The organism is Paenibacillus ihumii, assembly GCF_001403875.1.
GTDB lineage: Bacteria > Bacillota > Bacilli > Paenibacillales > Paenibacillaceae > Fontibacillus > Fontibacillus ihumii.
Map to the genome: position 1 here is coordinate 302,514 of NZ_LN884298.1, position 25,303 is coordinate 327,816.

Consider the following 25,303-nt stretch of genomic DNA (forward strand, 5'->3'; position numbering starts at 1 on the left):
GCTTTTTTAAGGTAGCTGATCTTAGAAAAAGGTATCATTAAACGCGATCTTTTCCTGGAGGGGTATCCTGTTATTGTAAAAAGAATCATTTTTACAGATCATGAAGCCGCCTATTAAATCGCTTACAGCGAAGAGTGCCCAATCTGCTATAATGCAGATGGAAGCGATAACAACATTAACCTGCATGCGTGAGGTGGTATCATGTATAATCTGTTGATCGTTGACGATGAGGCCGAGACGCGTGAAGCCTTGTCGAGTTATTTTCCATGGGATGAGGTAGGCTTTGAGGTGGTCGGCCAAGCCAATAACGGACAAGAAGCGCTTCAGTTCATTGCGGGAGTTGAGCGCGTTGATGTCGTCCTTACCGATATTAAAATGCCGGTCATGTCCGGCGTTGAATTGGCGGAGAAGCTCTACAACGGTCATCGGCACATTAAAACCGTGTTTATCAGCGGCTACCGGGATTTCGAATACGCCCAGAAGGCTCTGCATTACCGCGTAAAAAACTATGTGCTCAAGCCCGCCAAATACCATGTGCTGATGGAGGTGTTCCACGAGATCAAGGAGGAGCTCGATGCCGAAAGAGCCCGGCTGAAGCCAGGTCCTCATGCCGCATGGCCTGACACCGCGAGGACTGGCACCACGGGAGCTGTCGCCGCAGGGGCTAATGCAGGCTCGGGTACCGCAGGTGCCGGCACCGGAGCGGGGTCCGGTGCTGCAGCGTCTGGCGCTGCGGGGTCCAGCACTGCAGGGACTGGCGCCGCAGGGACTAGCGCCGCAGGGACTGGCGCTGCAGGGTCCGGTACAGCAGGCACTGGTGCTGCAGGCCTTAACGCCGGGCAGCCTAGAGGCGACGAAAGCCTGATCATCCATAAAATAAAGTCCTATGTCAAAGAAAACTATAAGGACGCTTCCCTGGAAGAGGTAGCTCGGATCGTACATATGAACGCCAACTATCTCAGCTTTTTTTTCAAGCAAAAGACAGGGCAAAACTTCTCAGACTATTTGATCAGAACCAAGATGGAGGTCGCGCTCCATTTACTGCAGGACGTCAGCTACAAGACGTATGAAGTCAGCGAAATGGTCGGTTACAGCAATGCCAAGAATTTCACGCGCACCTTCAAAAGCTATTACGGCAAAACGCCGAGCGAATACCGAAACGGCCCGGTCGCACCATGAGGGAGAAATATTTCATCAAGCATCTGGCTACCTTCCTGATCCCGCTGCTTGTTCCCATCATCATTCTCGGCGCCCTGTCGACGGTGACGTCGCAGCATGACATTAAAGCCGATATTAACCAGAACAGCAGCTTTCTGCTGCAGCAGTCTCAGACCCAGCTGGAAATGATTCTGGATGAATTGGACACGCTGTACCTGGCGCTCTACGATAATAAGGAGATTTTCAACGAGCTGTCCGCCGTGCTGATCAACCCTTACTACACCTACGAGAGCTCGACCTCCAACCGGATCATTTCCAGCTTCCTGAATGCCTTTACCAGCTCCAAGCCGTACATTCAGTCCTTCTATCTGTATGTCGACAATCCGCATGAGCGCTTTCTCTCCTCGGTCGACGGGCTGGTCACGCTGGATCATTATTACGATACGGCCTGGTATGAACAGTTCATGGACTATACCGGGCCCCCCATAAAGTGGACGACCCGCAGGGATATCCGCTTTTATGATTTTGAGGCAAGTCCTACGGCGATCGTGACGTTCTATAATGTGCTGGTGCCGCAGAAGATCGGAATTATCCTGAATATCCGGCCCAAATATATCGAGAACATCCTGGATGACATAACGACTTACGAGGGACAGCAGCTGCTTGTGCTTGACGAGGAGAACAACGTGATTTTCTCCAACCATCATGGAGATTGGTTTCAGGATAAGGATATCGAACAGATTGCGAATCATTCCTCGGCATTCTTCGATATGAAGACTTCGAGAGGACTGGTCAATATCACAAAGGTCGAGTCGGAGCGCTACAAATGGAAGTATGTATCGGCAATTCCCCACTCCGAGCTGTACAAGACGCCAACGCGCATTCTTAACTACACTTTGCTGTTCGTGGCGATTGCGGTCGTGTGCGGCCTGATCCTTACTTATTATGTTGTAAGCCGGAATTACAAGCAGCTGAGAATGATTCGCATGCTGATCAAATCGGCCGAGGACCGCAATGTGCCGTTGAAGCCTCCGGGCAAGGTGAGGGACGAGTATTCTTATATTCTGCACAATATGATTACGCACTTTATCGAGCATCGGTATATCCGGACCCAGCTTCTGGAGAAAAAATACCGGCTGCAGGTCATGGAGCTGCTGGCGCTGCAATCGCAAATCAACCCGCATTTCCTCTATAACACCCTGCACTCCGTGTACTGGGAAGCGGTCGCTTTGACGGGGAAGCCTAATAAAGCGAGCGAAATGGTCGAGAATTTATCCGATATTCTGTCCTACTCCTTCAGCGAGCCGATGAAATCGGTCACCTGGAGGGAGGAGATCGCCAATTCGGTCAGCTACATCAATATCCAGAAGAAGCGGTACAAGGATAAATTCGATGTCATCTTCGAATATGAGGCGGAAATTACACAGCTGTATACCATGAAGCTGCTCCTGCAGCCGCTTCTTGAGAACAGCATTTACCACGGTATTAAAGAGAAGGAAGGGCCTGGATTGATCAAGGTGAAGCTCGTCCGCAAGGGGGAGCAGCTGCGCGTCGCTGTCATCGACAACGGCGTCGGCATCGAGCCCGGGGCGCTTGCGGAGATCCGCCGCCGGTTCGACTCGGATGAGGAACGGACGAAGCATGTCGGCTTGTTCAATACGAATAAAAGACTCAAGCTGATGTACAGCCATATGTACAGCTGCCGGATCCGCAGCAAGCCGGGCTTCGGCACCATGGTTGAACTGATTCTCCCCGTGCAGAAAGAGCGGCATGACTGATCATGCCGCTCTTTGGGCTGAGGCTTTAAATTTTATTCTGCTTGCGATATTGCAGCGGGGAACGCTTCGCAATCTGCTTAAACACCCTGCCGAAATGAGCAATGCTGTCAAAGCCGGTCCGTTCGGCGATGGCGGTTATTTTATGATCCGTTTCCTTCAGCAGCGTCTGGGCTTCCCTGACTCGTACGTAATTCAGGTATTCAATCACTGTGAACCCCGTCGTCTGCTTGAAAATACGGCATAAATACGTCTCGCTGATATAGAAATACTCCGCGATGCTCTGCAGAGTCAGCCGCTCGGCGTAATGAGCATTCAAATATTCGAGGATGCGATAGACCCTGCGCTGCTTCTCGCTAGATTCAGGCAGAACGGGCTCCGGGGCTGCCTCTCGAATACGGCTGATCAGAATAAGCAGCTGGAGCAAGAGGGTCTGGAGATAAGGCGTATGCCCGATGGCGGCCTCCTTCTGCTCGCGCAGCATAGCATGGAGGATATCTACGATCCGCCCTTGCTCATGCACGTCCGGCCGCAGCAGAAAGCTCTCCCCTTGAAAGAGCGGCAGCTCTCCAGCCCCCAGCTTCAGCAGCGGCTCTATGAATGGGTCGCCGAAATTGATCAATATCCGCTCATGCGTGGAGCGGCCCTTGCTTGTAGTCCGATGCAGCTGATTCTTGTTAATGAACAGCAGGTCGCCAACCTGCAGGGCATAAATCCGGTCATTGACATAGTAGTATCGTTCGCCGGCCAGCAAATAATAGATTTCGTAGCTTTCATGAAAATGATCGGAATCCATATTAAAGGTCCCGGTTCGCTTGATCTGTTCAACATCAAAAAACGGTACGGCATCCATTTGAGCATCCCTCATCGTAAATTAGGATAATATATGCATGATTTTTAACGAATTGACTAAGAAACGCTTAGATTTTTACATTTCATATACTATAAGATAGATTCAAACCAATGTAAATGGAGTGATCACCTTGTCCAAGAAGAAATACGTCATTGTAGGTGTGGGCGGCCGGGCTGAATTTTTCTATAGTGAGCTGATTACTACGTATAAGGATACCTCAGACCTGGTAGCCATTTGCGACGTCAACCAGACGAGAATGAATTATACAAACAAGCTGCTGAAGGACAAATATAACTACCATGAGGTACCGACTTACAAAGCGGAACATTTTGACCGGATGATTGAAGAGACGAAGCCGGACTACGTGCTGGTCTGTACGATCGACCGTACGCATCATAAGTATATCGTTCGCGCAATGGAGCTGGGCTGCGATGTGATTTCCGAGAAGCCGATGACCGTGGACGAGGAGAAATGCCAGGAAATCTTCGATGCTATCGAGCGTACGGGCCGTGATCTGCGCGTTACGTTCAACTATCGCTATGCCCCCCATAACACGAAAATCCGCGAAATCATCATGGACGGAACGCTGGGCGAAATTCTATCCGTCAATTTCGAATGGCTGCTGAACACCCAGCACGGGGCCGATTACTTCCGCAGATGGCATCGCGACAAGCGCAACAGCGGCGGACTGCTTGTGCATAAATCTACGCATCACTTCGATCTGATGAATTTCTGGCTCGATTCCAAGCCGGATACCGTATTCGCAATGGGCGACCTGCGCTTCTATGGCAAAGAAAATGCCGAGAAACGCGGAGTGACCGAATTCTATCAGCGTGCGTACGGCAGCAAGGCCGCCGAGAACGATCCTTTCGCCCTGCATCTAGATCAGAATGAGCATTTGAAGAGCTTGTACCTGGATGCTGAGCACGAGGACGGATACCAGCGCGATCAAAGCGTGTTCGGGGACAACATCAGCATTGAAGATACGATGAGCGTCATGGTGAAATACAAGAACAAGACCGTCATGAACTACTCCCTGAACGCCTACTTGCCGTGGGAAGGCTTCATTATCGTGTTCAACGGCACGAAGGGACGCATGGAGGTACGGGTGACCGAGCAATCCTACGTCAATTCCGGCGGCAAGAAAGAAAACGAAGGCGCGCTGGAGGGCATAAGCATCATGATCTACCCGCAATTTGCGGAGCCTTATAAAGTCGAGGTCGAGCAGGCTTCCGGCGGCCATGGCGGCGGCGATCCGGTCATGCTTCGCGACATTTTCGACAAGAAGCAGGAGGACCGCTTCAACCGCGCTGCCTCCCATATCGACGGCGCGTTGTCCATCATGACGGGCATAGCAGCCAACCGTTCGATCCGCACCGGACAGCCGGTTAAGATCGATCATTTGTTCAAGCTATAAGCAGGCCAAAGAGCCTTCGCTGCAGAGCACTGTGGCGAAGGCTTTTTGTTATCGGATCGCGTTTTTATGTCGTAGCGACTTGTTCCATCAATTTATACCGATTTGTTCCATTAATAGTGCTTAAAATTCAGAGTGCAACACCTAATTTGAAAATTGAAGCAGTGGCGTTCGCGGCTTGCTTTTGGAGTAGAGACATTCGAGGCTGGAGTAGAGGTATTCGTCGACTGGAGCAAAGGCATGCGCGGCTGGAGTAGGGGTATTCGTCGACTGGAGCAAAGGCATGCGCGGAATGTATTTTATACAGCTAGTTAAGCTTTTTTATCAAAAAATGCTTACACTAAATGCAAAACATGCAATTAGTTCGCCTGAATGGAGCGAATTCGTCGAAATAGCTTAAAACTAAATGTAGGTTTTGCAGTTAGTTCCCTCTAACACCGCCAAAACCGCTGAACTAACTGCATGAATTGCATCTAGGTATCTGTTTCTTCTATCAACTGTTACTACCAGCTACCTGGCCCGCACTATCTAGGAACCTATCTGCACTCTTGCATCAAAACCTCCTTGCCACTAAACGGACCTGCAGCATATTACCCAGCCTAGCACACATGACTTGCCTCGTTAAAAAGCAAAAACCCTCCAAATATCTGGAGGGCCCTGCATTATATTCGCATTCAAACTTCACTCAAAACTTCACTCAAAACTTTACTCAACTTCACTGAATTTATTCCCACTCAGCCCTGCTTGAACCCTACGCTGCCTAGCCCGTATCTATTTAATGCCTTCTTGAACTTCCTTCGCCATAGCCGGTACGGAGATTAGGCCGCCGCCGGACAGATACCAGTAGCTGGCATCAAGATAGATGATTTTGCCGTTCTTGTAGGCATTCGTCTTCTTCACCAGGTCGTTCTCCACCAGCTTGGAAGCAGGCTGTGCCTCTTGGCCCGCTTGGCTGACTACGGCATCACGGTCGATGACGAACAAGTAGTCCGGATTCTTCTCCGCTACAAATTCGAAGGAAATGCTTTGTCCGTGAGTGGAGGACTCGATCGACTCGTCTACAGGAGTAATGCCGAACTCATCATGAATAATACCGAAGCGGGAGCCTGGGCCATAAGCGCTCACCTTGCCGCCCGTCGTCAAAATGATAAGTCCTTTGCCTTCGCTTGCTGCAGACTGATCTTGGATCGCTTTAACGGACTCCTCGATTGCTCCCCATTCCTGCTCGATGTCAGCTTCTTTGCCGAAAATCTGGCCGAGAATAGCCAAGTTCTCCTTCATGGATTCCAAGTATCTAGCATTATCGACACCCAGGTAAATCGTTGGAGCGATTTGATTCAATTCCTCATAAGCCTCGCCTGTACGTCCAGAAATAAAGATCACTCCAGGCTTCATCGCATTAAGCTTCTCGAAATCCGGCTCTTTCAAAGTGCCCACATTAGTATATTTGGAGTCCTCGTATTTTTTCAGGTGAGGCGGAAGGTTGGACTGCGGTACGCCCGTTACTTCTACGCCCAGCTTATCGAGCGATTCCAATGTACCGTAGTCGAACACGACGACATTGCCGGGGTTCTTCTTCAGCGTTGCAGTTCCAAGCTGATGCGTAATCGACAGCTCTTCATCATCCGACGGAGCTGCCGCCGCAGGAGTTGACGTATCGCCATTGCTTGGCGCGTTCCCCGTATTCGCCGAATTATTTCCTTTGTTCGCCCCGCATGCAGCCAACACCAAGATAAGAACTAAAGACATTACCAATAAAGACAGTTTTTTATTCACTTCAAATTCACCTCATCATTATTTTCGATGGCTGCCCATCCGTTATGTGAAATAGACGCAAATTTTATTGCCCCCGATATTCTCAATCGGAATGTCCATGTCGTAAACTTCCTTAAGCACAGCTGGATCCATAATTTCGTCGGTTGTGCCCTCTTTGACGATTTTGCCGTCCTTGAGCGCAACAATATAGTCGGAATAGCAGGATGCGAAGTTGATGTCATGAATGACAAGCACGACCGTCTTGCCCAACTCATCCACGAGCCTGCGCAGCACCTTCATGATCTGCACAGAGTGCTTCATATCCAAATTGTTGAGCGGCTCATCGAGCAGAACGTATTCGGTATTCTGAGCAATGACCATGGCGATGAACGCCCGCTGCTTTTGTCCTCCGCTGAGCTCATCAAGGAACTTATCCTTCATCGGCTCTAGCTCCATGTAGGCAATGGCCTCATCGACATACTTCATATCTTCCTTCGTCAGCTTCCCTTGCGAATAAGGGAACCGTCCGAAGCTGACCAGATCCTTTACCGTAAGCCGGATATTGATATGGTTCGACTGCTTCAGAATCGAAATTTTCTTCGCCAGCTCGTTGCTCTTCCAGCTGCCGATTTCCGTGCCGCCGATCACGATTTCGCCTGCATCCTTCGTAATTAACCGGCTAATCATCGACATGAGCGTGCTCTTGCCCGCCCCGTTCGGGCCGATAAACGAGGTGATCTTTCCCTCCGCAATGTCAACGGATACGTTGTCGACCACCTTTTTGCCGCCATATTGCTTCGATACTCCCCTGACCTTTACCACGATTTGTTCTCCTTCAGCAGTAGATAGATAAAGTACACCCCACCGATAAAGTTAATAATGACGCTAAGTGAGGTGGAGAAAGTAAATACTCTTTCCACAACCAGCTGCCCGCCGACGAGCGCGATAATGCTGATTAATGATGCCCCGGCAATCAATTGCTTGTGGCGATACGTATTCAGGAACTGATACGCCACGTTGGCCACGAGCAGACCCAGAAAGGTGATCGGACCGACCAGCGCCGTGGAGATGGAGATGAGAATCGCCACCACAATCAGCATGCGCTTCACGACATAGTCGTAGCTGACCCCTAGATTGACGGCATGCTCCCTGCCCAGGGCAAGGACGTCCAAATACTTGTTGAACCTGGCAAAATATATCCCGGTGACAAGCACGCCCCCTATGGCGAGCAGCAATATGTCCGAATTGACGTTGTTGAAGCTCGCGAACATTTTATCCTTCACAATCAGGAACTCGTTGGGGTCGATCAGCTTCTGCATAAACGACGACAAGCTGGAGAAGAACGTGCCGAAGATCAAGCCGATCAGCAGCAAATAGTAAATGTTGCGGCCTTCCCTTCGGAAGAGCAGCTGATACAAGAGCAGGGCGAAGAGCACCATGAGCCCGACCGCCATAACAAATTGAAGGTTCTTGCTCATCAGCGTAAGCGCCGTTGAGCCGAAAATGAACACAATGACGGTCTGCAAGAGCATATACAATGAATCCAGGCCAATAATGCTTGGCGTAAGAATGCGGTTATTCGTAATCGTCTGAAACACAACGGTGGAGAATGCAATGGCCGTTCCTGTAAGGAGGATGGCGATCAGCTTCTTGCCTCGTTTAGGGATGATATAGTCCCAGTGGCCGCCTGCATCGATCGTCATGAATAAGACCACAAGCACAATCGCGAGAATGGCCAATGCGCCTATTTTGGTTCTAATGCTCATATGTCTTTCTCCTCATTAGCAAGTACAGGAAAATGCCGCTGCCGATAACCCCCACGGTCAAGCCGATGGGCACTTCATATGGGTAAATAATCAGTCTTCCCAGAATGTCGCAGGCGAGAACGAATACAGCCCCCAGCAGCGCCGTATGCGACAGGTTATTCTTCAGATTGTCCCCTTGGAAGATCGTCACCAGGTTGGGAACGATGAGCCCGATAAAGGGAATCGATCCAACCGTCAGCACGACGACTGAAGTAACCAGAGCCACGATAAAGAGGCCTATATTGACGATCTGCTTATAATTCAAGCCAAGATTGACGGAGAACTCTTCACCCATGCCCGCAACCGTAAATTTATTCGCATAAAAATACGACAACGCCACGAGAGGGACGCTTATGTAGAGAAGCTCGTACCGCCCCTGCATGATCATGGAGAAGTCGCCGAACAGCCATGCGTTCATGCTCTGAATCAAGTCATATTTGTAGGCAAAAAAAGTCGTTGCAGAGCTTACGATTCCGCCGAACATCAACCCGACCAGCGGGATGAAGATCGAATCCTTGTACTTCACCTTATCGAGAATCCGCATGAAGATGAAGGTCCCCAGCAGGGAGAATACGAAGGCGACGGCGATTTTGCCGAGCGGCCCGGCCGAGGCGAACAGAAGCATCGATACCATGATGCCGAACCCGGCTGAATCCATCGTCCCTGCCGTCGTAGGCGAGACGAACTTGTTCCGCGTAAGCTGCTGCATGATAAGACCTACGATGCTCATGCTTACTCCGGCGATAATAATACTGATCAACCGAGGGAAACGGCTGATCCGCAGGAGCTCCCACTGCTCCGGATCAAATCGAAGCAATGCTGTCAATGAAGTCGTCTTGGCTCCGATCAAGAGCGAGACGACGGATAGTACGATTAGCGCGATGATCAGATATGTCTTCTTCATTTCATGTCCTTAGTCACGTTCCTCTGGCCAGAGGAACTTAATGTCATTGCCGGCAAGACAATTGTTAATAATGATATTCATTATCAATTAGTTTAAATTATACATATGCCCTTCATACAATGTCAACTATTTAAATGTTGAAATTTCAAGAAATACAAGCATTGAAGCGGGTTTTTGGCATCCCGTTCAAGCCCAACCTCAACAGCTAAACAGTATACACTCCCCTGTTCCAACTCGCAATAATGCATAAAAATACGGGTCATTCTCAATTACATTCTCAATTGGATCCTCAATTCTCAGTTCCCAGTTCTTCAATTTTCAATACGCACAAGCAGAAAAAACTTGCCGAGCTTCGTCCTGTCTCAAGAACGAAGCCAGCAAGCTGCAAGCACGATAATAAGAGGAGCCTCCAGCCCCTGCCTATTTCAGGCTGATTCGGCGGCGTTCTCGTGCCGACGTCAGCGCAGCCTCGAGAATGCGCATCCCCTGGATGGCATCCTCAGGGGAGAAGCGCTGCGGCTGCATTCCGAATACGGCCTTGGCCAGATCATCAACCTCCATCACGTAAGGATCAGCCTTGTCTTCACGTCCCTCTACCCGGCTCTCGCCGCGGATCGTTACGGTATATGAGGCATCCTCGTCATCCCCGACCGTGAAGGCATGGGGGATATCAATACGCCCCTCGCTGCCTACGATCTCCAGCAGCTGCCGAGGCTCGGCCCACATGCCGCAATCGAAGGTCAACGCCAGGCCATCGGCGAATTCCATAACGCCCGCCGCCATCATGTCCACACCGTGATGCTTCTGGGAGAACTGGGCGTGCACGGTAATCGCCTCGGGCTCCTGCCCCAGAATGAAGCGTGCAGCGCTGATGGGATAGCAGCCTACATCATAGAGAGAGCCTCCGCCCCATTCCGGCTGTACCCGAATATTGTCCAAATCCTCGGCATTATTAAAGGTGAACGCGCCGCGGATTACACGAAGCTGTCCCAGCTCTCCGCTCTCGATGATCTCCTTGATTCGATGCCAGCGCGGATGATGCCGATACATGAAGGCCTCAGCCAGTACAACGCCGGTCCGCTTGGCTGCGGCCGCCATCTCTTCCGCCTCCGCGCTATTCAGCGCCATCGGCTTCTCGCAGAGCACATGCTTGCCCGCCTCCATGGCGCGAATCGCCCATTCCTTATGTAAATGATTAGGCAGCGGAATATAAACCGCATCAATGGCCGCATCGTCAATAAGCTCCTCATAGCTTCCGTAAGCAGTCGCAATGCCGAATTGCTCAGCCACCGCCCTGCTCTTCTCCAGGCTGCGGCTTGCGACCGCGGCCAGAAGGCCATATTCCGACTTCTGAATGGCCGGCATGACCTCGTTGATAGCGATCCCTGCACAACCCAATATACCGAATCGAAGTTTCTTGTCCATTCTCATCTTCCCCTTTCTATGATGTATTGTTAATTGTACAACCAGCCAGTCCCCAAGTACAGCAGCCCGTCATGGAAGCCCCTCCAATTGGACATAGTAATGGAAGCAGCAATGACCTAGAGCAAAGGAGGTTCGAGGCCAAATGGACAGCACGCATGATTTCGTGGAAAAGGTGCATGACAAGCAGGAGAAGGATCGCCGCAACAAAGAACGCCACGGCAAAGGCAATCCTGCAGGCCAGCTGCCTACCAAGCAGCACGGTACGCAAAAATAAACCGGCTCACCCTTTAACTTCAAAGGGCCATCCCTCGGCAGCTGCCCGAGGAATGGCCCTTTGAATCAATCATGGTCTTGCCAGAATCATCAGCGGCTGCTGAGTCTACTTCCGCTTCTCGCTGGCAATATACTCATTCGGAATGTCGCCGCCGTGCGTGTTATGATTCTTGAATTGGCTCAAGCGGCCGTTGCCGCCTTCTCCGCCGTTACCCATAGAACGGTTCTGACCATTGCTGCTGCCGTTCCCTTCCGGGTTCTGAATTTCCAGATTGGGATCCGTCATCCTCAAGCACCTCCCGCATGAAATGTCTTAACAGAACTGAAGACTAGATGTCCGGCTGTCTTCCGTAGGGTTCGACATCGGGGCTTGTTTTATGCAGCTTAGCTGTTATATTCTATATTCGCTGTCTGATGTGATGTTGACCGGCCGGCTGCATTCTGGCATTTCCGCTGCCCGCTATTCCTTCATCGTCACTGTGACCGGCGAATATTCGCCGATGACGGTTTGTCCGTGCACCGATACGCTGCCTTCCGGCGTCAGGTCCTTCTCCGTCATAATGCCGAGCGCAATCGTGAATTTATTGAACTTGACCGGAACGCCCGTTTCCCGGCGGATCTCCTTGCCGTTCACATAGAAGATGACCTCATCCTCGGCCCGGTTATAAGTGATTTTATAATGATTGAACTCCCGTGCCTTAAAATCAGTATCCTCCTTGAACACGCAGAAGAATCTCGTCTTATCGCTCGGCGGCACCTCGACGCCCGGGAATGGCAGCACTGCGTACACACTGGCGTATTTATCGTTTCCGGCAAAGAAGTCCAGCGCCGCTCCCGTCGTGAAATCCAGGAGATTCAGGGACACATAGCCATCGTAAAGATCCCCGGGCACCGTATTTTGCGTTCTCGCCCGAATGTCCAGCTCAAAGCTGATTTCGCCGTTCTCAGGCACCGCGAATTCCTCTACGGAATAATACATATGCTTGGCGTTATCCAGAATTTGCACATGGTCATGCTTCCGGCTGAGCGGCGCCCGTACGTATAGTATGCCGTTGCGAACAATCACGACCGCATCCGGCTCGCGGTATTCCCAGAATTCCCCGTCCGGCAAAGGAAATCCGCCGATTTTCCATACCTGCCCTTCATTTAGTATCGTATGAAAATCTCCAATGACCCGCTGCTTCTCCATTTGTATCGTCTCGCTTTCCTGATGTTCTTGTCTTGCCTTCCGTTATGGCCTTCCTCATTATTGCAAAATCCCCTGAATCAAAAGCGCAGCCATCATCACGAGCCCACAGCGTATGGAAGCCTGCAGGGAAGCTCCCATCAGCGGCAAATAGGCCGCCGGAGCGTTATGCTCCTTCAGCCTTCCATAGACGCGGTAGAGCGGAATCGCCGTTAACAGGGCCACTATCGCATATGCCGGCAGTATGCCCATAACGATGCACAGCACTAAGAAAACATAAGCCAATGCCAGCAGCGTTTTGGAAAAACGCAGCGCCCGCTTCTCGCCCCAGACGACGACCAGGGTATGCTTTCCCGCCTGCTTGTCCGCCTGCCAGTGTAGAAAATGGTGGTTAAACAGCACCAGCGTAGTCAGCAGCCCGATCGGCATGGACAGCAGTGCTGAGCGCAGGCTCAAATCGCCGGTCTGCACATAATAAGAGCCCATAATGGGCAGCACGCCGAAGGACAGGAGGATCGCCAGCTCGCTTAGCCCCTTGCCGCGGTATCCGAACTGAATCGGTGGCGCTACATAGAAATAGGCAATGAGCCCGCCGAGCCCGCCGAATACGATTACTGGCCAGCCGCTGTACAGGCTGAGCACGACGCCGCACAGTACGGCAATGCCCAGCAAAGACCAGGTCAGCCGCGCAAAGGCCTTCTCAGACATGATGCCTCCAGCCAAAAAACCGGAATTGGTGGAGATCACCTCCGGCGTATTTTTTGCCGCGGTATCCGCGCCGCTCCGGTAATCCCACAGATCATTGATCATATTCGAGAACAGATGCGCCGCTCCCGCGCCGATCAATGTGACCATGAAAAGTATCGGATGAAATTCCCCTTTCCATACAAAAGCGCCCAGCGCTCCAAGAAAAACAGGAATAAGCATGACGGGAATGACCTGAAACCGGGATGCCTTTCTGAACAAAGTCCATTTATTCATCCGCCGTCTCACGCTCCTCCAGATTAAATTGATAATTCAAAACCTTCCCTACTGATTATACATGAAGTATTCCCGGGCTGCTTCATGTAAAATTTTGCGTACTCCGCCAATTTGCTAGACCAAAGTCCAGTTTTTTTCTTCCCCAGAGACCGAAGAAGGCGTTTAAGTTATGTAGTATGCTAGACGTAAATCAATACATATGAAAAGGAGATCCCATATGAATCGCTTATCCTGGCTTGGACCGTTAATGATTTTAGCGGGCGTTTACCTGTTTTTCTTCCATAAAGAAGCAGTGTCGATGGGCAGCCTGTTCGGCACTTTCTGGCCTACCCTATTCATTATTCCACTCGGTCTTCTCTTCCACTGGATGTACTTCTCTCTGACCGGGCGCCGAGGCAGCGGCCTGCTCATCCCCGGAGGAATTCTGTTCACGGTCGGCATCGTCTGCCAGCTGTCCACTCTATTCGATGGCTGGGGATATCTGTGGCCTGGATTCATCCTCGCCCCGGCGGTCGGATTGTTCGAGTTCTACTGGTTTGGAAACCGGAACAAATGGCTGCTGATCCCGATCAACATCCTCGGCGTGCTGTCCTTGCTGTTCTTCGCCATGATTTCCTTCGGGGCGCTATATAACCGCGTAATATTCGGACAGCCCGTGCTTGCGATCGCCTTGATCGCCATCGGAGCGGGAATCATGTTTGCTCCAAAAAAGAGGAAATTCTAAACCCCGTTGACAAGAGGTTAGCTCCCTTATATAATCAGCACAAGACATATCCAACGTTGGATATTCAATTTGATCTTTAAACGACAAAGGATGCTGGTAAGATGACTAACCTGATCTTGCTCGCCCTGCTGCGCGAACGGCCGATGCACGGCTATGAGCTTCAGCAGCTCATCCAGACGAGCCGCATGGATACCTGGACGAATCTGCTGTCGGGGTCGATATACTACGCGCTCAACAAAATGGAACAGGATGGTCTCCTGCGTACGGAAGCGGAGGAACGGACGGGCGCACGCCTGCGCAAAATATATGCAATCACGGAAGCCGGCGAGGAGACGTTCCAGCAGATGCTGCGGCAATCGCTCACAATAACGCCTCACTCCGTCAAGTCTGATTTCTCCCTCGGATTGATGTGGATCGAGCAGCTCCCGCCAGAGGAAGCCCTCAGCCTGCTGCAGCAGAATTTGCGGCAGCTGGAGGAGACCCTGGAGCTGTGGCACGTCGGCAGGGACATTAAGGGGCAATATGGACTTACCCCTTTTGCCGAAGCCTCCTTCGACAATGCTATGGCATTGCTGGAGCTGGACATTGAATACGTCAAGCGCATAATAAGGCTGGTGGAGGGAAAACAGGCGGCGGGGGCGGCGGATATCTAGGCTGTACCGGTCCATCGGCAAGAAGAAGCCTGCTCAGGGCATGAGCATAATTCGTCCCTGACAGCAGGCGATTTTTTCACCTCATTATCCAACGTTGGATATATAACATTGAGTAAGGGAGTGGATACAACGTGAGCTATTTGATTCATGCTGAGGGACTGGCTAAAACGTATAAAAAAAGGCGCGTCATCGAGGACATCAGCCTGGAGATTCATCCGGGCGAGGTTATCGGCATTATTGGCCCGAACGGGGCGGGCAAATCGACGATGCTCGATTTACTGCTCGGGCTTCGCCGTCCAGACAAAGGCACCGTGAAATACGGGAATCCCGGGCTGTATCGCCGGATCGGCGTGCAGCTGCAGTCGACCCCGTTCTTTCCCGGCTTCAGCGCCCTAGAGAATATGCGCATGTTCGCCGCCTTCTACGGCGTGCGGCTGAAGACCGGGGCCATTATGAGCATCCTCGCCCGATGCGGCCTCGAGCATGCTGCAAGGACCGATGCTGCTCGGCCTAGGCCTGTATTTTCAGCAGCCGGCCTACTCGGAGAAGTTGCTGGGCGGCGTATTGGCGATGAACGTGCTGTTCGGCTCCACGATGGTGACCGCCTTCAACGCCATGTCGCATCGCAACCTCGGCGTATATAAGCTGCTGCGGGCTACCCCCTTCCCGACCGCAGCCTTCGTGGCCGCGATGACCGCGGCGAGAACGGCGCTATCCCTGATCGTCAGCGCCGGAATCCTCGCGGTAGGCAGGCTGGTGCTCGGCGTCAGCCTCAGCCCCTTAAGCCTGCTGCTGATGCTGCTCGTTCTGCTGGTCGGAACGATATGCTTCACGGCACTCGGATTTATCGCCGCCAACCTGTCCAGGGATGAGAACAATGTCAACATGATCTCGAATCTGATCAGCTTCCCGCTGCTGTTCACCAGCGAAGCGTTCTACACCCTGCAGCACGCCCCTTCATGGGTCAAGGCCTTCGGTTCGCTTCAGCCGTTCCACTACTTCGTCAAAGCAATGAACCTCGCGCTTGTTCCGGCGAATTCTTCACCGGGCTTCGGCAGCTCCATGCTGCTCTTGGCCGTCTTCACAGCCCTCTGTCTCGGGACTGCCATCCTGACCTTCCGCTGGGACAACGAGGCGCCAGCCCGCCGGAGAAGCATGGTGAGAACCTCAGACGCCAGCCAATTGTAACCGCAATTGCCGGGGAAGCCCTTTACTGAACCGTGCTGTCCGAGAAGTGTACCGCCCCAAGCTGGCTGCCATGGGCACTTGCTGACTAGTGCTATTCGCCATGTGTATCTGCTGCCCCAATGCCGGCATAGACACTTGCTGACTAATGCCATTCACCATGTGTATCTGCGCCTAACGCCGGCTCTATGGCTCTTGCTAACCATGGCCCCATTCACCGTGGGCATCTGCCGCCCCAAGGCAGGTGGCCATGCACACTTGGCGCCCGATGCTGTCCGCGCTACCGCATCGGCGCCATTACGGCAGCATCATCGCGGCAATGCCGAGGGCGGCGATGCGGGCGGCATTGGTCAGCATAAAGTTCTGCACCGACAGGCCGAAGGTGAATTGCTTAGTCGGTTTATCGGCGAACCGCTTCATATTTTTGCGGACCGGAAGTATCGTTAAGAGCACGAGCGCTACGACGACCGGATGGACGCGGAGCACGCACAGCACGATCAAATCGAGATATGCGGCGTAGTAGAGCATTTTAAACAGAATTAAAGCATTCGAGCGGCCGATATAGACGGGGAGCGTATACCGCTTGTTCTCGATATCGTCCTCCATATCGCAAATATTGTTCGCCAGCATAATATTCGCAATCCCTAATATTGCAGGTATAGATACGAAGAAGACCAATATGACCTCTACAAGCTGAACCTGGAGCACGGCGGCCCCTCCATCCAGCGTCAAGGAGGCGATGCGGTCTCCTACGTGAATGTAAGCGGAGATAAAGATAATGACGAAGCCCATGAACAGGCCCGAAAATATTTCCCCCAGCGGCATGCGCGAGATCGGAATAGGCCCGAAAGAATACAGAATCCCTACGGCAAACGACAGGCCGCCCAGCATTAGCAGTAGCAAGCCCACCTCAAGGAATAAGATGATGCCAGCGCCTATGGCCAGCGTCAGCAGAACCGCTATAATCACGACCACGACGGAAGGCTTGATGCCGTACTGCACAATCGCATTATGAATTTCATAGCCGTAGCCGCGCTTCTTGACGGCCTTGCGGTAATCATAATAGTTATTGATGGCCGTAGTCGCCATATCGAAGCTTAGGAGGGAGACCAGCATCAATACGAAATGATAGGCATTGAACTGCTGGAACCGGAACAGAGCATAGACCGTGCCGAACAGAAACGGAATCATGCTCGCGGCCTTCGTTTGGATTTCCACCAGCTTCAGAAATTTTTTAATCGCCATCCCCATAAGATACCACCCTTTAGACCTTCGGTTATTTAGCTTCCAGGTTCTCCGGTCTTTAAAAAGATGATATCTCACATTTTAAGGATTTACTATTTTAAAAGTCATTGACACGCTGATCCTCTTCATTCTATAGCCCCTGATTTCCAGACACCGCTGCTGTTGTTTTCCGCAAAAAAAGAGGGATTTTTCCGAACTATGCCGAAATGTAGGTATTACGGATTACAATTCCTCCGGGGGAGGACTCAACATGATCACCATAAGACGACAGTTCTCGTATACGGCAGGCATTATTTTTTTGACGGGGCTGGGACTGGCCCTCGCCAGCGAATACCACCCCCTGCATTTGATCTTCGGCATTTCGCTCGTATTTACGAATTTGCCGCTGCTAATGCTTGCCCGGCTATACGGCGCGGGCTGGGGGCTATGTGCGGCAGCGATCGTGTATGCTGTATCCATTTTCGTGTGGAACAATCCGCTTTTACAAGGAATTCTCTGGCTGGAAATCGTCTTTCTATGCCTTTCGTCGTACCGGAGGAAGCGCATCAGGACAACGATCGGGGCAGATTTCATATTCTGGGCAATTGCAGGTATCCCGATTCTCTTCCTTCTATATTATTTATCCTACCGTGACATTGCGATAGAGACATGGCTGATGGCAGCCATCTATACCGCGAGCGGATTGTTCAACGTGCTGCTGGCGGATGCGATCTGGGAGTATTTGCCGCACAAATATTTTTACATACACAGGACTGCCCGGGACAAGCCCATTTACTTAAGCAAGCTGCTGCACCATATTCTGTTTCTGGCGATAGCCCTGCCCTTCGTGTTCTACCTATTCATCAACAGCAAAAATACATACGATACTGTTCGTTATCATTCACTGCAGGTCGCCCTGCATACTTCAAACAGCATTTCCAGCGAGCTGGACCGCTGGAGCCCGGAGAAAATCCGCAGGCTGGATCTCCCCGGAAGAGTCCGCCTCGAGGAGCTGCAGCAAATTATTGACTTCTACTCGGCAGGCCAGAGCTATCATATTATGGTCTTCGATCCCCGGCGTGAACTTATTGTAGCGGACAGTGACCATGACTTCACGGAGCACTCCATCGCCAAGCTTGTGCCGCTGTCGGACAACTCGATGATCCAGGGGGATCTCTACTTGCATATACCTGAGAAGCAGCTGCGGCTGCTGCCGAACCAGGATTGGCAGGAAGCCCGTTACATTTACGGAACGCCATTGAAGCGTGCGCCCTTTTTTCTGTACGTAATGGTTCCCCTGCAGCCGTACCAGGAGCAGATCTATGCCCAGTATCTAACGCAGTTCATTTATTTGCTGCTCTTTATGACCGTAGCGGCAATTGCAAGCAGGTGGATTACCCGCCGTATCGTCCGGGGGTTGTCTGAGCTGGCTGACGTCACGACTGACCTTCCCGGCAAGGTATACCATATGCATAGTCTGGAGTGGCCGGAAAGCCGGATCTATGAGATTCGTTCGCTCACCGTGAACTTCCGGCAGATGACGAACAAGCTGCTCAGTATGTTCCAGGAATCGCTCCGGAACAATCAGCTGCTTCAGGAGCAGACCTTCCAGCTGCAGCAATCGGAGAAAAAGCTGCAAGAGCTGGCATACTACGACGGCCTGACCGGGCTGCCGAACCGGCTGCATTTTACGGAGTATATCAGCTCCCTCAACCTGCACTATGGCCCGAAGCATTCCTTTGCCGTCATGTTCGCTGATTTGAACCGCTTCAAGCAGATCAACGATACTTTAGGCCATGAGATCGGCGATATTCTGCTGCAAAAGGTGGCCTCCCGCTTCTCCCGGCTGGTTACTGACCAGCTTCGCGTATTCAGGCTCAGCGGGGATGAGTTTGTCTTTGTCTTTCACTTTAATGATACCGCTTCCGTACAGCAGGCTGCCCAGACAATCTGCGATGTGCTGGACGAGCCCATCACCATTAACGATGTCGTTCTCTACGTCTCGGTAAGCATCGGGATCAGTATCTATCCCTATGATGGCGACAATCTCGACCTGATTATGCGCAATGCGGATATCGCGATGTACGTAGCCAAGGAGCAGGGGGACAGTATCTACCATTTCTATGACCGGATGATCGAGAACCAGCGCTCCGAGAACATGAAGCTGGAGAACAGCTTGCGGAGCGCCCTTTTGACAGGGCAGTTCACCCTGAACTATCAGCCCAAAATCGATGCCCGCACAGGCCGGATTAGCGGAGCGGAAGCGTTAATTCGCTGGCTCCACCCGGAATACGGGTTCGTTCCTCCCGATAAGTTCATTCCGCTTGCGGAGACCTCGGGGATTATTATGAACATTGATGAATGGGTCGTTACCGAGGCGTGCCGTCAGAATAAAGCCTGGCAGGATCAAGGGCTGCCGCGCTTCCCGGTCGCGGTCAATCTTTCAGCGCGGCACTTCTACCAAGGGAATCTGATCGGCATGATCTCGCGCGTGCTCAAGAAGACGCGGCTGGATCCCGGCGATCTCATTCTCGAAATCACCGAGGGCTCGCTGATGCAGAGCGCGGAATACGTCATTAAAGTGATGTCGGATTTGCGCGCCATGGGGATCACTATTTCCCTGGACGATTTCGGCACCGGCTATTCATCCCTCAGTCAACTGCAGCGGCTGCCGATTCATGAATTGAAGCTGGACCGATCGTTCATCCAGGGGCTGGCCCACGACCCGAAGAAATCGGCGATCGTACGTGCCGTCATTGAGCTTGGCCATCATATGGAGCTGAATGTCGTTGCGGAGGGAATTGAGTCGAAGGAGGAGATGCATTACCTGCACAGCCTGAACTGTGATCAATTCCAGGGCTATCTGTTCAGCGGGCCGCTGCGGGAGAAGGAGTTCACCCGTTTCGTCCAGCATTGGGACGGAAATAAACTGCTCTGGCCGGCAGCAGATGACGGAAAATGAGAAATCATTAAACCTCGCCAATTTCGGCGAGGTTTAATGATTGGGTTATAGGCTTCCTGATGTCTAAGGGAGACAAATGTCTTTTTAGAGAGAAATATAGACGGACAGCAAACTGCATTAAACCTCAGACGGCGTCACGCCTTCCTGCTGCGACATATAATGGCGTACCCTGCTCCTCTTGGCGCCGTACATGGCCTCATCTGCCTGCCGGATCATGTCCTCCAGATCCCCCGTGCCGCTGGGAGCAACGCAGAAGCCGATGCTGGCTCCGGCGGTCAGCCTGTAGCCTTGATACAAATATCCCTCGGACAGGCTCGACTTGATCCGGTCAGCCACCTTCGCCACACGGGTCTCATCGATGTCGACGAGCAGCACCAGGAACTCATCGCCTCCAAGGCGGCACACCATATCCTGCTCACGCACGATGCTGGTCAATCTGCTCGCTATGTCCTTTAGCAGCAAATCACCCGCATCATGTCCAAAGGTGTCGTTCACTACCTTGAAATCGTTCAAATCGATAAAGAGAATCGCAAGTGAAAACTTTCCCTTACTCGCATACTCCTCAAACCTCTTGCTGAACAGTGTGCGGTTAGGCAGCCCGGTCAGCTCGTCATGGTAAGCAAGATGCTCGATCTTCTCCTCCATCTGCTTCCGATCGGTAATATCGATCATGACGCCTTCCAGCCGTACCAAATGGTTTAAATGGTTAAAATGCGGGGTGCCGCGGTTCTGCACCCATTTCACCGTACCATTGCGGCAGATGATGCGATATTCGCACACCGCGCTGCGGCGGCCGAAAATCATCTCTTGCTGAAATTTTTGATATAATCCCTCGTCCTCAGGATAGATCATTTCATTCATCTGATCGGAATTGCCCCTTAACGCATCGACGGAAAAGCCCGTCAACTGCTCGAAGCCATCCGACACTTCCATCTGCATTGTGCTCAAATCGAACGTCCAGATCCCGATAGCCACGCTGTCCAGAATCGTTCTCAGCCGTTCCTCGCTCTGCCCTGCGCGCTGCCAAAGGCTCCGCGTCAGCTTCGTATGGATGATGGAAAAAGCCGTAATAAACACACCGTAAGATATTAAATAGGATACTTCTCTTCCTTGAAGACCAGGAAATAATGCGTCTTGGTAAGTAAAGAAAAAATAGGCCGAAGAAATGATGAACAAAAGCCCGGATAGGAGTACTGCCCGGTAGTCATGATAGAATAAGCTCAAAAGAGGGGCAAGGGCCAGAAATATAAAGTTAGGCAAATACGGATCTCCCGATATTAAAAAGTAGAAAAATACATAAAGAATGCACACCGTCAGGATCATCGTCAAAGAGGGCCAGCGCTTCTGCACGACGATCCCGGTCAGGAGCGCCAGGAGAATCAATCCAACAAGCGGATACACCGGAGCTAGCTTCCCCTCCACGAGCAGATTAATGACATTGGCGATGAAAAAGAATCCCCACAGTATTTTTAACATCAGCATATTCTTTTGGTGGACTAGTTCAGCTTCTTTATGCATTCACTTCACTCTTTCTTGAATAGGCATAATGAACTACGTGTTAAATTATAGTATACCTGATCAGTATTATTTTGCTAGACGATTGTTGTCAATTAAGGCTTTATCGGCAATGGTAAGTATAGTCAATTCATAAGGGGTACAGATATATCGAAACAATTAAATAGCCTGTAAAAATCCTCCCTGTCATTTAAACAAATCTACTTTTAGTCTGAAGTACCCTCTTTCTTCACCAAAAAGTACACCCCCTATAGCCAGGCATTGGGATGCACACCTGCAGGGTGTGGGTCCAATGTCTGCTATAAGGGGTGAAAGCTTCTCGTCCATTCAAGGATTACGGAATGTACTGCTGCACAATTTGTACGATGATGCCATCCTTCACGGTAATATGGTAAGGATAATCCCGGACATCGATCCACGCGGTATTCCCGAGGATGCTCTTGAATTGCTCCAAAGTCACCGGCTCATCCCAATGGATATTCATATCCTCCACATTCCCCGTCCGGTCATAGATCTGCATAAGGATTCTGACGTCCTTGGCAACCTTGTAAGCCGCCAGTTCATGCTCCTCGTTCACGATGTAATAGCCGTCCGGCGGACCATCGATCCCTGCATCCGGCTCATGCTTCAGAAAAGCCTGCTCTGCAGCCTCCCCTTCGTACCACTCGATTTCATCTACGGTCAGCTCATGATCGCCATCCGCCAGGGCCTTCAATTCCTCGATATATACCACCTTGGTATCAGGCGTCTGCTCGACCGGAACATAGCCCGGCTCCGCAGCCCCAGAGCTGGACGTACTAAACGAAGACATAACGACGATAAGGACTAAAGGGATCAATACAGCCAACCATTTTCTCATCATGTGCGCTCCCGCCTTTCAGGTCTTCGAGATGAATTTGCATCTAAATTAAGCATAAGGGCATAAACGTCTATACCCTTTAATAACCAATCTCAGGCCATTCAAACTAAATAAAAATGAATTCATCTTAATTATATGTTTTGGCGACAGCAAAAGGGTCTCAAATCCGTTAAAAGGGATGACAAAATTTTAGCTAATATCTCCATGTGCAGGAAACATCATCCGTTGGTGCGACCTTATGTCCCAGGAGAAACGCCTGTTCAATACATTGCCCGAAACAAGCAAGGCTTAAAGCTTAATGCGCTGGGAAAAACGTCAGCTGGACGATAAAAATCAAGCCGAAAATATAGAGCAGCGGATGAACCTCCCTGCCCTTGCCGCTGACGAGCTTCAGCACCGGATAAGTAATGAACCCCACCGCAATTCCCGTGGCGATGCTTGCGGTGAGCGGCATCATCAGCAAAATGGCGAAGGCCGGGAAGGCCTCGTCGAATTTCTTCCACTGGATTCTCGCCAGCCCCTCCATCATAAAGCAGCCGACGATAATAAGCGCCGGAGCCGTTATCGCCGGAAGCGACGAAATCGCCCCTACGAGCGGCGAAATGAACACCGACAGCACCATCAGCACAGCCACGACCACCGAGGTCAGCCCGGTTCGTCCCCCGACGGCTGCACCTGTCGTCGATTCGATGTAGGCTGTCGTCGGACTCGTCCCGAACAAGGAGCCCACGGTCGTTGCCGTAGCATCGGCAAGGAGTGCCGATTTGGCCCGCGGAAACTCGCCGTTCTTCATCGCCCCTGTCTGCTCGGCCACACCGATCAGCGTCCCGGTTGTATCAAAGAGCGTAACGAGCAGGAAAGCGAACACCGTCGCATACAGCCCCTGGCTGAACACGCCTGGAATATCCATATCCAGAAATACAGGTGCCGGCGGGGCCGAGAGAAAGCCCTCGAACGACAGCTGGCCCGTAAAATAACCCACCAGCGCGGTAAGGGCCATGCCGATAAACAGCGCGCCCGTAACCCGCCGGGCCAACAGGATCAAGGTCACGAACAAGCCAAAGATCGTCAGCAATGTCACGGAGCGGTGCAAATCCCCAAAAGTCACCAGGTTGTCCGGATTCGCTACAACAATGCCGGACATCCGCAGCCCCAGAAAAGCGATAAATAACCCGATTCCCGCGGTAATCCCGAATTTGAGCGAATCGGGGATGGCGCGAATCAGGGCTTCCCTCAGCGGAGTCAGACTAAGCAGCAGAAATAGAACCCCGGCGATAAATACGGTGCCGAGCACGATCTGATAAGACAAGCCGGTCGAAGCAACTACGCTTGTGAAATAAGCATTAAGACCCATACCCGGCGCGATTGCAATCGGGTGCTTGGCAAACAAGGCCATAAATAGAGTGCCCACGACCGCCGAGATAACGGTTGCCATAAATACCTGATTGAACGGAATCCCCGCCGCAGAGAGGATGGCCGGGTTGACGACCAGAATATAAGCCATAGCCAGAAAGGTCGTTATGCCGGCCAGCACCTCGGTCTTTACATTCGTGCCGTGCTGCTCGAGCTTGAAATATTCATTCAGCACCTTGTTCATATCATTCTTAATCTCCCTTCGTGTCAAAACGCATCATGCATTAGTATTAACCAATTTGAACATCCCTTATTTTCCTGTGATCGCCCATGTTCGTCAAGCCTGCCCCTGGCTCTTTGCTAAATTGTTCTCATATTCACAAATAATATAGTATAATTTCATAGATATGATTTAATAGGTCGTTCGAACTATATTCGTGAACGAACTACAGGTATTCCTTACCTGAACCACCAAGTTTAAAATCAAAGGAGCCAACTATGATGACAAGCAATGGTAAACAGCAGAGGATTGCCCTCATTACGGGCGGCAGCCGGGGGATCGGCAAAGCGATCGTGCTGGAATTCGCCAAGTCCGGCATTCATGTCATGATTAATTACTACGGAGATGACAAAGAAGCTGCGGAGGTAAAGCGTCAGGCCGAAGCCTACGGCGTGCGCGCAGAGGCATTCCACGCTGACGTCAGCGACCCGGCTCAGGTCAAGGAGATGTTCGCGGCGGTGGATGAGCAGTTCGGCAAGCTGGACATCCTGGTGAACAACGCCGGCATTGCCCAAGCGGTCAAAATCACCGACATGACCGATGAGCAATGGGATCGGATGATCAAAATCCACCTTTACGGCGCCTTCTATACTTCCCGTGAGGCAGCATCGCGCATGCTGGCACAGAAGGCCGGTAAAATTATCAATGTCACCTCTGATCTTGCCAGCCAAGGCGGGGCCGAGCTGGCTCATTATTCCGCAGCGAAGGGCGGCGTCACAGCCTTGACCAAATCGCTAGCGAGAGAGCTTGCTCCTTATGTGCTCGTAAATGCCGTCGCCCCGGGCGGAACCTTCTCCGATGTCCGATCGTCGCTGGAGGAAGGCACGCATCAGAGCGAGGCCGGGCATTTGCTGGGAAGGCTGGCCTTCCCTCAGGAAATTGCCAGATCGGTGATGTTCCTCGCCTCGGACGACGCTAATATTTACACGGGCCAGGTATTGGGAGCCAATGGCGGCAGTGTAATGAACGGCTAATGGATTGAACTCAAAAAGTCGAGCAAGGGCAGCATCATGCCCGCG

At 51.6% G+C, this 25,303-nt stretch carries 22 protein-coding genes and 1 pseudogene; 10 read left to right on the forward strand and 13 right to left on the reverse strand.

What is annotated here, in order from left to right; all coding sequences use genetic code 11:
* Positions 1-201 precede the first annotated feature (201 nt).
* Both BN2762_RS27530 and BN2762_RS06420 read left to right on the forward strand, forming a co-directional pair.
* Entirely contained in the window at positions 202-1,179 is a 978-nt protein-coding gene (locus tag BN2762_RS27530) for a response regulator transcription factor (RefSeq protein WP_055106189.1), read from the forward strand.
* On the forward strand, positions 1,176-2,936 hold the full coding sequence (locus BN2762_RS06420) for a sensor histidine kinase (protein ID WP_055106190.1): 1,761 nt from the start codon (positions 1,176-1,178) through the stop codon (positions 2,934-2,936). Before BN2762_RS27530 ends, BN2762_RS06420 begins: the two co-directional genes overlap by 4 nt.
* Before the next feature lie 25 nt (positions 2,937-2,961).
* Here BN2762_RS06420 and BN2762_RS06425 read toward each other — a convergent pair whose 3' ends face one another.
* Positions 2,962-3,786 (reverse strand): helix-turn-helix domain-containing protein, encoded by an 825-nt coding sequence (locus BN2762_RS06425; RefSeq protein WP_055106191.1) that lies wholly within the window; start codon positions 3,784-3,786, stop codon positions 2,962-2,964.
* A gap of 130 nt (positions 3,787-3,916) precedes the next feature.
* Here BN2762_RS06425 and BN2762_RS06430 point away from each other — a divergent pair, with 130 nt between their 5' ends.
* A complete protein-coding gene (locus BN2762_RS06430) occupies positions 3,917-5,203 on the forward strand; it encodes a Gfo/Idh/MocA family oxidoreductase (RefSeq protein WP_055106192.1) in 1,287 nt (428 codons plus the stop codon).
* Between the two features lie 768 nt (positions 5,204-5,971).
* On the opposite strand, the gene BN2762_RS06435 is transcribed toward BN2762_RS06430, so the two are convergent.
* From BN2762_RS06435 to BN2762_RS06455, 5 genes are all read right to left on the reverse strand, one after another.
* A complete protein-coding gene (locus BN2762_RS06435) occupies positions 5,972-6,976 on the reverse strand; it encodes a siderophore ABC transporter substrate-binding protein (protein WP_055106193.1) in 1,005 nt (334 codons plus the stop codon).
* Positions 6,977-7,018: 42 nt separating this feature from the next.
* The gene (locus tag BN2762_RS06440; RefSeq protein ID WP_055106194.1) at positions 7,019-7,777 is read right to left on the reverse strand and encodes an iron ABC transporter ATP-binding protein; all 759 of its coding nucleotides are present in this window, start codon (positions 7,775-7,777) and stop codon (positions 7,019-7,021) included.
* Positions 7,771-8,721: an iron chelate uptake ABC transporter family permease subunit gene (locus tag BN2762_RS06445; RefSeq protein ID WP_055106195.1), complete on the reverse strand. Its 951-nt coding sequence runs from the start codon at positions 8,719-8,721 to the stop codon at positions 7,771-7,773. Before BN2762_RS06445 ends, BN2762_RS06440 begins: the two co-directional genes overlap by 7 nt.
* A complete protein-coding gene (locus BN2762_RS06450; RefSeq protein ID WP_055106196.1) occupies positions 8,711-9,664 on the reverse strand; it encodes an ABC transporter permease in 954 nt (317 codons plus the stop codon). The genes BN2762_RS06445 and BN2762_RS06450 overlap by 11 nt, the downstream gene beginning before the upstream one ends.
* A 420-nt stretch (positions 9,665-10,084) precedes the next feature.
* Entirely contained in the window at positions 10,085-11,089 is a 1,005-nt protein-coding gene (locus BN2762_RS06455; protein WP_055106197.1) for a Gfo/Idh/MocA family protein, read from the reverse strand.
* Positions 11,090-11,231: 142 nt separating this feature from the next.
* Here BN2762_RS06455 and BN2762_RS25865 point away from each other — a divergent pair, with 142 nt between their 5' ends.
* Entirely contained in the window at positions 11,232-11,363 is a 132-nt protein-coding gene (locus tag BN2762_RS25865) for a DUF4023 domain-containing protein (protein WP_074048578.1), read from the forward strand.
* Positions 11,364-11,468: 105 nt separating this feature from the next.
* On the opposite strand, the gene BN2762_RS06460 is transcribed toward BN2762_RS25865, so the two are convergent.
* The 3 genes from BN2762_RS06460 to BN2762_RS06470 form a co-directional block, all read right to left on the reverse strand.
* Positions 11,469-11,648, reverse strand: coding sequence for a hypothetical protein (locus BN2762_RS06460; RefSeq protein ID WP_055106198.1), 180 nt, complete (start codon positions 11,646-11,648; stop codon positions 11,469-11,471).
* A gap of 174 nt (positions 11,649-11,822) precedes the next feature.
* Positions 11,823-12,551, reverse strand: a complete 729-nt coding sequence (locus BN2762_RS06465) for a DUF6081 family protein (RefSeq protein ID WP_055106199.1) — start codon at positions 12,549-12,551, stop codon at positions 11,823-11,825.
* Between the two features lie 57 nt (positions 12,552-12,608).
* The gene (locus tag BN2762_RS06470) at positions 12,609-13,529 is read right to left on the reverse strand and encodes a prenyltransferase (RefSeq protein ID WP_055106200.1); all 921 of its coding nucleotides are present in this window, start codon (positions 13,527-13,529) and stop codon (positions 12,609-12,611) included.
* A gap of 217 nt (positions 13,530-13,746) precedes the next feature.
* On the opposite strand from BN2762_RS06470, the gene BN2762_RS06475 reads away from it, so the two are divergent.
* The 4 genes and pseudogenes from BN2762_RS06475 (at position 13,747) to BN2762_RS06490 (ending at position 16,094) form a co-directional block, all read left to right on the forward strand.
* Positions 13,747-14,253: a hypothetical protein gene (locus tag BN2762_RS06475; protein ID WP_055106201.1), complete on the forward strand. Its 507-nt coding sequence runs from the start codon at positions 13,747-13,749 to the stop codon at positions 14,251-14,253.
* Positions 14,254-14,354: 101 nt separating this feature from the next.
* Positions 14,355-14,906, forward strand: a complete 552-nt coding sequence (locus BN2762_RS06480) for a PadR family transcriptional regulator (RefSeq protein WP_055106202.1) — start codon at positions 14,355-14,357, stop codon at positions 14,904-14,906.
* A gap of 131 nt (positions 14,907-15,037) precedes the next feature.
* Positions 15,038-15,349, forward strand: a pseudogene (locus BN2762_RS06485) (ATP-binding cassette domain-containing protein); the annotation flags it as partial.
* Positions 15,350-15,389: 40 nt separating this feature from the next.
* Positions 15,390-16,094, forward strand: coding sequence for an ABC transporter permease (locus BN2762_RS06490; protein WP_083484791.1), 705 nt, complete (start codon positions 15,390-15,392; stop codon positions 16,092-16,094).
* 294 nt (positions 16,095-16,388) lie between these two features.
* Here BN2762_RS06490 and BN2762_RS06495 read toward each other — a convergent pair whose 3' ends face one another.
* Entirely contained in the window at positions 16,389-17,336 is a 948-nt protein-coding gene (locus BN2762_RS06495) for a 1,4-dihydroxy-2-naphthoate polyprenyltransferase (protein WP_055106471.1), read from the reverse strand.
* A gap of 250 nt (positions 17,337-17,586) precedes the next feature.
* Here BN2762_RS06495 and BN2762_RS06500 point away from each other — a divergent pair, with 250 nt between their 5' ends.
* Positions 17,587-20,277 (forward strand): putative bifunctional diguanylate cyclase/phosphodiesterase, encoded by a 2,691-nt coding sequence (locus tag BN2762_RS06500; protein ID WP_055106205.1) that lies wholly within the window; start codon positions 17,587-17,589, stop codon positions 20,275-20,277.
* 117 nt (positions 20,278-20,394) lie between these two features.
* On the opposite strand, the gene BN2762_RS06505 is transcribed toward BN2762_RS06500, so the two are convergent.
* The 3 genes from BN2762_RS06505 to BN2762_RS06515 form a co-directional block, all read right to left on the reverse strand.
* Entirely contained in the window at positions 20,395-21,753 is a 1,359-nt protein-coding gene (locus BN2762_RS06505) for a sensor domain-containing diguanylate cyclase (protein WP_222861034.1), read from the reverse strand.
* A 373-nt stretch (positions 21,754-22,126) separates the two neighbouring features.
* Positions 22,127-22,654 carry a hypothetical protein gene (locus tag BN2762_RS06510; protein WP_055106207.1) on the reverse strand — a complete coding sequence of 176 codons (528 nt, stop codon included), beginning with the start codon at positions 22,652-22,654 and terminating at the stop codon, positions 22,127-22,129.
* A gap of 292 nt (positions 22,655-22,946) precedes the next feature.
* Positions 22,947-24,248: an NCS2 family permease gene (locus BN2762_RS06515; RefSeq protein ID WP_187386482.1), complete on the reverse strand. Its 1,302-nt coding sequence runs from the start codon at positions 24,246-24,248 to the stop codon at positions 22,947-22,949.
* Between the two features lie 254 nt (positions 24,249-24,502).
* On the opposite strand from BN2762_RS06515, the gene BN2762_RS06520 reads away from it, so the two are divergent.
* Positions 24,503-25,258 carry an SDR family NAD(P)-dependent oxidoreductase gene (locus BN2762_RS06520; protein ID WP_230202443.1) on the forward strand — a complete coding sequence of 252 codons (756 nt, stop codon included), beginning with the start codon at positions 24,503-24,505 and terminating at the stop codon, positions 25,256-25,258.
* Positions 25,259-25,303 lie beyond the last annotated feature (45 nt).

Coding starts and splice junctions, on each gene's coding strand:
- BN2762_RS27530 (WP_055106189.1), top strand. CDS start 202: ATGTATAATCTGTTGATCGTTGACGATGAGGCCGAGACGCGTGAAGCC.
- BN2762_RS06420 (WP_055106190.1), top strand. CDS start 1,176: ATGAGGGAGAAATATTTCATCAAGCATCTGGCTACCTTCCTGATCCCG.
- BN2762_RS06425 (WP_055106191.1), bottom strand. CDS start 3,786: ATGGATGCCGTACCGTTTTTTGATGTTGAACAGATCAAGCGAACCGGG.
- BN2762_RS06445 (WP_055106195.1), bottom strand. CDS start 8,721: ATGAGCATTAGAACCAAAATAGGCGCATTGGCCATTCTCGCGATTGTG.
- BN2762_RS06450 (WP_055106196.1), bottom strand. CDS start 9,664: ATGAAGAAGACATATCTGATCATCGCGCTAATCGTACTATCCGTCGTC.
- BN2762_RS06455 (WP_055106197.1), bottom strand. CDS start 11,089: ATGGACAAGAAACTTCGATTCGGTATATTGGGTTGTGCAGGGATCGCT.
- BN2762_RS25865 (WP_074048578.1), top strand. CDS start 11,232: ATGGACAGCACGCATGATTTCGTGGAAAAGGTGCATGACAAGCAGGAG.
- BN2762_RS06460 (WP_055106198.1), bottom strand. CDS start 11,648: ATGACGGATCCCAATCTGGAAATTCAGAACCCGGAAGGGAACGGCAGC.
- BN2762_RS06465 (WP_055106199.1), bottom strand. CDS start 12,551: ATGGAGAAGCAGCGGGTCATTGGAGATTTTCATACGATACTAAATGAA.
- BN2762_RS06470 (WP_055106200.1), bottom strand. CDS start 13,529: ATGAATAAATGGACTTTGTTCAGAAAGGCATCCCGGTTTCAGGTCATT.
- BN2762_RS06475 (WP_055106201.1), top strand. CDS start 13,747: ATGAATCGCTTATCCTGGCTTGGACCGTTAATGATTTTAGCGGGCGTT.
- BN2762_RS06480 (WP_055106202.1), top strand. CDS start 14,355: ATGACTAACCTGATCTTGCTCGCCCTGCTGCGCGAACGGCCGATGCAC.
- BN2762_RS06490 (WP_083484791.1), top strand. CDS start 15,390: ATGCTGCAAGGACCGATGCTGCTCGGCCTAGGCCTGTATTTTCAGCAG.
- BN2762_RS06495 (WP_055106471.1), bottom strand. CDS start 17,336: ATGGCGATTAAAAAATTTCTGAAGCTGGTGGAAATCCAAACGAAGGCC.
- BN2762_RS06500 (WP_055106205.1), top strand. CDS start 17,587: ATGATCACCATAAGACGACAGTTCTCGTATACGGCAGGCATTATTTTT.
- BN2762_RS06505 (WP_222861034.1), bottom strand. CDS start 21,753: ATGTTAAAAATACTGTGGGGATTCTTTTTCATCGCCAATGTCATTAAT.
- BN2762_RS06510 (WP_055106207.1), bottom strand. CDS start 22,654: ATGATGAGAAAATGGTTGGCTGTATTGATCCCTTTAGTCCTTATCGTC.
- BN2762_RS06515 (WP_187386482.1), bottom strand. CDS start 24,248: ATGAACAAGGTGCTGAATGAATATTTCAAGCTCGAGCAGCACGGCACG.
- BN2762_RS06520 (WP_230202443.1), top strand. CDS start 24,503: ATGATGACAAGCAATGGTAAACAGCAGAGGATTGCCCTCATTACGGGC.